This is a genomic window from Kocuria dechangensis (assembly GCF_014636775.1).
GTDB lineage: Bacteria > Actinomycetota > Actinomycetes > Actinomycetales > Micrococcaceae > Kocuria > Kocuria dechangensis.
The window spans coordinates 313,617-321,223 of sequence record NZ_BMEQ01000002.1 but is presented as its reverse complement, the minus strand read 5'-3'; the positions used below and the strand labels follow the sequence as shown (position 1 = coordinate 321,223).

At 73.7% G+C, this 7,607-nt stretch carries 7 protein-coding genes and 1 riboswitch; of the genes, 2 read left to right on the top strand and 5 right to left on the bottom strand.

All coding sequences use genetic code 11. The annotated features are described in order from the left end of the window. Positions 1-658: 658 nt before the first annotated feature. The 4 genes from moeB to IEW07_RS03645 form a co-directional block, all read right to left on the bottom strand. Positions 659-1,861, bottom strand: a complete 1,203-nt coding sequence (gene moeB, locus IEW07_RS03660) for a molybdopterin-synthase adenylyltransferase MoeB (protein WP_188534467.1) — start codon at positions 1,859-1,861, stop codon at positions 659-661. Beyond that, the gene (locus IEW07_RS03655) at positions 1,858-2,712 is read right to left on the bottom strand and encodes a thiazole synthase (RefSeq protein WP_188534466.1); all 855 of its coding nucleotides are present in this window, start codon (positions 2,710-2,712) and stop codon (positions 1,858-1,860) included. Before IEW07_RS03655 ends, moeB begins: the two co-directional genes overlap by 4 nt. Before the next feature lies 1 nt (position 2,713). Continuing rightward, positions 2,714-2,953, bottom strand: coding sequence for a sulfur carrier protein ThiS (gene thiS / locus IEW07_RS03650; RefSeq protein WP_188534465.1), 240 nt, complete (start codon positions 2,951-2,953; stop codon positions 2,714-2,716). Then, positions 2,953-4,347: an FAD-dependent oxidoreductase gene (locus IEW07_RS03645; RefSeq protein ID WP_188534464.1), complete on the bottom strand. Its 1,395-nt coding sequence runs from the start codon at positions 4,345-4,347 to the stop codon at positions 2,953-2,955. Before IEW07_RS03645 ends, thiS begins: the two co-directional genes overlap by 1 nt. Further along, a riboswitch (TPP riboswitch) is annotated at positions 4,342-4,443 on the bottom strand. Its footprint overlaps the gene before it by 6 nt. Before the next feature lie 15 nt (positions 4,444-4,458). On the opposite strand from IEW07_RS03645, the gene thiE reads away from it, so the two are divergent. Together thiE and IEW07_RS03635 are read left to right on the top strand one after the other, a co-directional pair. Then, complete coding sequence (thiE, locus tag IEW07_RS03640) at positions 4,459-5,166, top strand: thiamine phosphate synthase (RefSeq protein ID WP_188534463.1); 708 nt, start codon at positions 4,459-4,461, stop codon at positions 5,164-5,166. Positions 5,167-5,353: 187 nt separating this feature from the next. Continuing rightward, positions 5,354-5,935 carry a TetR/AcrR family transcriptional regulator gene (locus IEW07_RS03635; protein WP_188534462.1) on the top strand — a complete coding sequence of 194 codons (582 nt, stop codon included), beginning with the start codon at positions 5,354-5,356 and terminating at the stop codon, positions 5,933-5,935. Positions 5,936-5,959: 24 nt separating this feature from the next. Here IEW07_RS03635 and IEW07_RS03630 read toward each other — a convergent pair whose 3' ends face one another. Further along, the gene (locus tag IEW07_RS03630) at positions 5,960-7,495 is read right to left on the bottom strand and encodes an MFS transporter (RefSeq protein WP_229741540.1); all 1,536 of its coding nucleotides are present in this window, start codon (positions 7,493-7,495) and stop codon (positions 5,960-5,962) included. Positions 7,496-7,607: the final 112 nt, after the last annotated feature.

Genomic DNA, 7,607 nt, shown 5'->3' with positions numbered 1-7,607 from the left:
TTAAGCACGCCGCCAGCGTTCGTCCTGAGCCAGGATCAAACTCTCCGTCAAAAAAACAACGAAAACAAAATGAATCCAGGCCGAAAACACCACCACCCACCCCACGGAGGCGGGGCCAGGCGGCAGCCAATTCAACCAAACAAAAATTTGGTATCAACAAACATGGCACACTATTGAGTTCTCAAACAACAGACCAGCAACCGGCACCCACGCACCAGAAACCGTGTCAAAACTTTTCTTGCCCGGGCCGAACGTCTTCTCGTTCTTCCCCGCGGCGACCTCCTCAGCCTATCCTTTTTTCCTTCTTTTCCCGAATCGTCCTCCCACCGTTCACACGGTGGTCAGCTCGTCAGGAGAAGATGGATCGGATCTGCCGGAATCGGTGCTGCGGGTTCGAACGATCTCTCGCTCCTGCCCGAAACAGCTCATCCAGCGTACCCGAGCCGCTCCCGTTCCGCAAGCGGCTTCCCACCGCACAGCGGTGCTCGTCCACGAGGTTCGAGGGGGTTCGTTCGCCGGATTCGGCGCTGCCGTCCGGGGCGATCTCTCGCGGCCCTTTCGGCGACTGCGCTACTGTAGCCCACTCCGGCGGCGACCACAAAGCCGGGCTCCCGCGGCCCCGGCCGGCCGCCGACCGCGGCCGGCCACCCCCGGTCCGTCAGTAGCGGGGCTTGTCCGGCTCCACCTGCTCTACCCAGGCCAGCACCCCGCCCTCGAGGTGACGGAGGCGCTCCTCCCTTCCTGCGAAGTGCGGGCGCAGGGCCGCCAGGGCGGTGGCGGAGCGGGTGCCGGCCTTGCAGTGCAGGACGAGGTCCGACCCGCGGGCCCCGGCCGGCAGGGCCTCCGGGCCGCGGTCCAGCAGCTCCTGGAGCGGGACCGGGACTGCGCCCGGGATGCTCACCAGCTCCCGCTCCCAGTCCTCGCGGACATCCACGAGTGCGAACTCTGCCTCGCCGCGGGCCCGGCGGGCGAGGAGCTCGGCAAGGGCGGGAGCGGCGAGTGCCTCGCCCGGGGCTGGGAGCCCCTCGGCCGGACCGGCGCCGTCGGGGGGCAGCGCGCACGCGGCCTCCGGGTCCTCGACCCGCTCCACCGGGGCGGCATCGGGGTCGGCGGTGAGCCGGAGCTCCCGCCAGGTCATGGCGAGGGCGTCGTGCAGCAGGACCCGGCCGAGCAGCGGCTCGCCGATGCCGGTGATCAGCTTCACGGCCTCGGTGACCATGACGGAGCCGATCGTCGCGGGGAGCACTCCCACCACCCCGCCCTCGGCGCAGCTGGGCACCTCCCCCGCCGGCGGGGCCTCGGGATAGAGGTCCCGGTAGGTGGGCCCGTGCCCGGCCCAGAAGACGCTGACCTGCCCCTCGAACCGCAGGATCGACCCCCACACGCACGGGGTGCCGGTCAGGGTGGTGGCGTCGCCGACCAGGTACCGGGTGGCGAAGTTGTCCGCGCCGTCCAGCACCAGGTCGTACCGGTCCACCAGGTCCAGGGCGTTGTCCGCGGTCAGCCGGACGGGATGGGCGCGCACCTCCACGAGGGGGTTGAGTCGGGCCACCGCGTCGGCGGCGGAGTCGACCTTGGGACGCCCCACGTCCGCGACGGTGTGGATCACCTGGCGCTGCAGGTTGGAGGCGGCCACGACGTCGTCGTCGACGATCCCGAGCGTGCCCACCCCGGCGGCGGCGAGGTACTGCAGGGCGGGGGCGCCCAGTCCTCCGGCCCCGACGACGAGGACCCGGGCGTTCTTGAGCCGCCGCTGGCCGAGGGGCCCGACCTGGGGCAGGGACAGGTGGCGCGCGTAGCGCTCGATCTCCTCGGGCGTCAGCTCGGGGCCGGGCTCCACGAGCGGGGGCAGCGGGCTCACCGGCCCTCCCCCACGGGCGCCCAGTCCCCGCGCGGCACGTCCGCCGGGTGCACGGACGGCTCCTCGGCCGCGTCGATCCGCCCCGCCATGGGCGAGGAGGCGACGGCGTGTCGGCGGGCGGGGATGCGCCCGGCTCCCGCGGCCAGGCGGCCGGCGGCCACGGCGTGGCGCATCGCGGTGGCCATGGCCACCGGGTCCTGGGCGCGGGTGACCGCGCTGGCCAGCAGCACGGCGTCGCAGCCGAGCTCCATGGCCAGGGCGGCCTCGGAGGCGGTGCCGATGCCGGCGTCGAGGACCACGGGCACGGCGGCGCGGGAGGCGATGAGCTCGATGTTGTGCGGGTTGAGGATGCCCAGCCCGGTGCCGATGGGCGCGCCCAGGGGCATGACGGCGGCGGCGCCGAGGTCCTCCAGGCGGCGGGCGACGGCGGGGTCGTCGGAGGTGTAGGCGAAGACCTTGAACCCGCGGGCCACCAGCTGCTCGGTGGCGTCCAGGAGCTCGACGACGTCCGGCAGCAGCGTGTCCTCGTCGGCGATGACCTCGAGCTTGACCCAGTCGGTCTCCAGGGCCTCCCGGCCCAGCTCCGCGGTGAGCAGGGCGTCGCGGGCGGTGTAGCAGCCGGCGGTGTTGGGCAGGATGCGGATGCCGTTGCGCTCGAGCAGGGCGAACAGCGAGTCCCCCTGCCCGGGGGCGTAGCGGCGCAGGGCGACGGTGGTCAGCTCGGTGCCGGAGGCCAGCAGGGCCTGCTCGAGGGTGTGCAGGGAGCTCAGGCCGCCGGTGCCCATGATCAGGCGGGAGGACAGCTCCACGCCGTCGAGCACGAGCGGGTCCGGTGCGGGGACGGTGGTCATGTCAGCCTCCTTGGACGGCGGTGATGATCTCGATGCTCTGCCCCTCGGCCACCGGGGTGCGGCCCCAGCGGCTGCGCGGGACGACGGCCGCGTCCACGGCCACGGCCACGCCCAGGCGGCCCCCGTCCACGGGGTGGCCGTCGGGGCCCAGCGCGCGGCCGACGGTCTCGGCGACCAGGTCGACGACGGTGGTGTCCTCGGGCACGACGCGCGGGGCGCCGTTGAGGGTGATGGCGGACATCAGGTCCTCCTGTTCGGGAGCGGGGAAGGGGGCGGGACGGCAGAGGGGACGACGACGCGGGCGCCGGCGTCGCGCGGTCCCGCGGCGTGCAGGTCGAAGCGGTGGGGGTCGGCGGTGGCCAGGTGCTCGGCGTCGGCAGCCGGATCGGCCCCCGGCTCCCCCGTGACCAGCTGGGCGGCGAGGCGGGCGGCCAGCGGGGTGAGCAGCACGCCGTGGCGGAAGTACCCGGTGGAGACGACCAGACCGGGCACGTGCTCGCCGTCCGGGGCGCGGACGCGGCCGAGGTAGGGGATGTCGTCCGGGGTGCCGGGGCGGGCCCGGGCCATGACCTCCGTCAGCTCGAGGTCGGCGACGCCGGGGACCAGGGCCTGGGCGTCGCGCAGCAGCCGGAACACGCCCCCGGCGCTGGGGCCCTCCAGGTCGTCCTCGCGGGAGGTCGCCCCGATGACCAGGGTCCCGTCGGCGCGCGGCACCAGGTAGACCGGCACGCCGTGGACGAGCCCCCGCACGGTGCGCTCGAGCAGCTCGGGCGTCCCCGCGGGGAGGCGGGCGCGCAGGATGTCCCCGTGCACCGGGCGCAGCGGCAGCCGGCAGGTGCGGGGCAGGCCGTCCAGCGCCCCGATCCCGGTCCCCGGCGAGAGCACCGTCTCGGCGGCCACCACCTGCCGCCCGTCGGCCAGGACGACGCCGGCCACCGCACCGTCCACGCCGTACCGCAGCGCCGTCGCGCGCTCGCGCACGAGGTGGGCCGGTCCGCCGTCGTCGGCCACCTCGCGGGCGGGGTCGGACAGAGAGGAGCCGGACAGGGCGGCACCGGACGGGCCGGGGCCGGACAGGGACGGCGCGGCGAGCGCGGTCAGCAGGGCGGCGACGAGCCGGCGGGGGTCGACCTGGTGGTCGGCGGGGATCCGGAACGCGGCGGACAGGCGCGGGCTCAGCGCCGGCTCCAGGGCGCGGGCGGCGCGCAGGGGCAGCGGCTCGACCGCCATGCCGTGGCGCAGCTGCAGCTCGCGCAGGTCGGCCAGGGCCTGCCGGTCGGCGGCGTCGACGCCGCACACGAGGGTCTCGGTGGCGCGGTAGCCCACGGCCTGCCCGGCGGCCTGCTCGACGGCGGCGGCGAAGGCCGGGTACTCGGCGGCCGAGGCCGTCATGAGGGGGTAGAGGGGCTCCTGCTGGTACTGGACCTCGCTGACGGGGGCGAGCATGCCGGCGGCGGCGCGGCTGGCCCCGGAGCCGGGGTCCGGGTCGACCACCGCGACGGAGCGGCCGCGGCGGCGCAGCTCCCAAGCGGTGGCGAGGCCGACCACTCCGGCGCCGACGACGGCGGCGTCGACGACGAGGTCGGCGGGCCCGGGGCCCGGGCGGGAGGTGGTGGCGAGGGGCGCGGCGGTCACCGGCGTGTCCTTTCCTACGGCGGCATGACCCGCATCAGGTGTGGCGGTCGGCGCTCAGGCCCTCTCAGCCCCGATGGGGCTCCCGCAGAACTGGCTGACTAGCATCAGCGTGTGACTCAGCATACCCGCGCCTTCGCCCCGCCCGCCGATCCCGCCCTCCGCAGGGCCCGCACCGAGAAGCTCGCCGCCGCCCGGCTGTACGTCTGCACGGACGCTCGCACCCGCCAGGGCGACCTCGAGGAGTTCCTGCACGCCGCCTACGCCGGGGGCGCCGACATCGTCCAGCTGCGGGACAAGACCCTGGACGCCGACGCCGAGATCGCCGCGCTGCGGGTGCTCGCCGAGGTGGCCGCCGCGCACGGGAAGCTGTTCGCCGTCAACGACCGCGCCGACGTCGCGGCGCTCGTGGGCGCCGACGTCTTCCACGTGGGCCAGCACGACCTCTCCCCCGCCCAGGCCCGGGCCCTGCTGGGTCCGGACGTGGTCATCGGCCGCTCCACCCACGACCTCGACCAGGCGCGCACGGCGCTGGAGGACCCCGAGGTCGACTACTTCTGCACCGGGCCCGTGTGGGAGACCCCCACCAAGCCGGGCCGGGCCGCCACGGGCCTGGACTTCGTCCGGGCGGCCGCCGCCCTCGTGGCGGAGCGGCCGGTCGCGGCGTCCACGCCGTGGTTCGCCATCGGCGGCATCGACGCCGGCCGTGTGCCCGAGGTCCTGGGCGCCGGGGCCACGCGCGTCGTCGTCGTGCGTGCCATCACGGAGGCCGCCGATCCCCGGGCCGCCGCCGAGGAGCTGAGCGGCATGCTCCCGGCCTGAAGCCTCTGCCGGGCGGCGGGCGGCGCATACACTGCCCGGAGGGCGCGGTCCGCCGCCCGCACCGTTCTGTCGACCCGGGAGCTCCTCGTGATCCGCCACGTCGTCCTGTTCACGCTCACGCGCTCCTCGCCGCCCCGCACGGAGCGCAGCCGCTCCGTCGCCCTCGTGCTGTGAGGCGGGCGCCTGCATGACGGACCGCACCGCCAAGAGCGTCGCCACCCGCCAGCGCTTCGTCGACGAGGCCCTGCTCCTGTTCCGGGAGCGGGGCTACGAGCAGACGTCCATGGCCCAGATCGCCACCGCCGCGGGGTCCAGCCGGGCCAACCTGTACCTGTACTTCCACAGCAAGCCGCAGATCATCATGGCCCGGATGCGCGAGATCGAGGCCGACGTCGCCGCGTTCTTCCAGGGCCTGGACAGGATCCCCCGGCACACCCCCGAGGCCCTGCTGGAATGGCTGGCGCAGGGCCGGGAGCTGTGGCTGCGCTACGCCACGGAGTTCGAGGCGATCACCCGTGCCATGGCCGCGGACCCGGAGGTGCTCGACGAGTGGCTGGCCATGGTCCGGCGCGTCTCCTCGGACCAGACGGCGCTGTACCGCGGCTGCCGCACGGAGGACGAGCGGCTGGACCGCGAGGTGCACATGGTCACGCTGATGATGAGCCTGGAGCGCAACTTCTACTACATGTACCTCCGGGGGCACCGGGAGCGGGAGGACCGGGTCCTCGCCTCGCTGGCCCGGCAGTGGGCGCAGCTGTTCGGCGAGTGACCCGGTCCTTCCATCACCGTGGGATCAGTGCGCCTGGATCCGTGAGAGGCGCACCTGCTTCGACAGGGTGAGGCCGGAGCCGATCGCGAAGACGGAGGCGGCGGCCGCCACGAGGAAGCCCACGTCGAATGTCTCCGGGGTGGGGAGCATGGTGACCGGATCGGTGCCCCAGCCCATGAGCGCCGAGTAGATCGCCGCCCCGATCGAGGAGGCCGCCAGTGCCAGCGCCACGTACACCGAGGCCGTCCCCGCGGCGCGGTCCTCGTGCGCCTCGACCGCGATCACCGAGACCGCCGTCGTCAGCAGCGAGGTGTACGCCAGCCCGTAGACGAACACGGCCACGAGCACGGTGATCAGGCTGTCGTGCCAGAACCGCAGGAAGACGAAGTCCGCCCCCAGCAGCAGCGCGGAGCCCAGCACCACGTTCCGCGCCGGCACCCGCACGAGCAACCGGGACACGAGGCGCGCGGCGACGGCACCGGCGACGGTCATGGGGATGAAGAGGAAGCCCGCCAGCAGCGGGTTGAGCCCGAAGCCGTAGCCGATGGCCGCGGCCGGCAGCATGGCCCAGCCCATGACCAGGTTGAACATCAGCATCCCCGTGATGCCCATGGTGAGGAAGACGGCGTAGGCGGGCAGGAGCCGGGCGGAGAACATCTCGCTGATGTCGACCAGGGGACGGGACGAGCGGGCCTCCCAGGCGAGCGAGCCGACGAGCAGGGCGACGCCGAGCCCCACGGTGGCCACCGTGGCGAACGACGTCGGCCCCCACACCATGGACTGGCTGATTCCCACGCACAGTGCGGTGAGGCCGAGGCCCATGAGCACGACGCCGACGACGTCCAGGGAGCGGGCAGAGCCGGAGTGGCGCCGCCCCGCATCGGAGTCGTCGCCCCACCGGAGGAAGGCCACCAGGGAGATCAGCGTCAGCAGGGCGCCGACGACGAAGGTGATGCGCCAGGTGAGGCCCAGCACGACGAACAGCCCGCCGAGCCCGAAGCCGAGGAAGACCCCGGCGGCCTGGCCGGCGGCGATGACGGCCACCGCCTTCTTGCGGTCCACGGCGCTGAGCCGGTCGCGCATGATGCCCACGCACAGCGCCTGCCCCGCCATGACGCCGGTCAGGAAGCGGCCGATCAGGAGAACGGTGAAGCTGGGAGCCAGGGCCGAGACGACATATCCCACGGTGATGCCGAGGACGCACCAGATCATCAGCCGTCGGTGGCCGAAGATGTCGCCGGCCTTGGCCAGGACCGCGATGGTCGAGGCGCCGCACAGCGTCGTGGCCAGCAGCGCCCAGGACACCTGGTTCGGGGTGAGGCCCAGCTCGGCGCTCATGGAGCCGTACAGGGGGATGGCCATGAGCGTGCCGATCTCGTTGAGCATCTGCAGCAGCGAGAACGTCACGGCCATCATCAGGCCGCCGGTGCGCCAGTCCAGGGTCCTGCCGCTGGGCTCCCCGGTGTCGGCGGCCCTCGCCGGCGGGCGGAGGGACGATCGGGACGGAAGTGGCGGGAGCTGCTCATCGGCAGCGGGGGTCAAGGATGGGTGAGCGTTCATGCGATCTCCTCGGGACGGTACTGGATCCGCCGAACGGGCGAGATCGCCGCGGTCGGGCCTGCGCCCGGTGCTCCGACCGGACGTGATGCAAGTCACCATGGTGCAAGTAAGT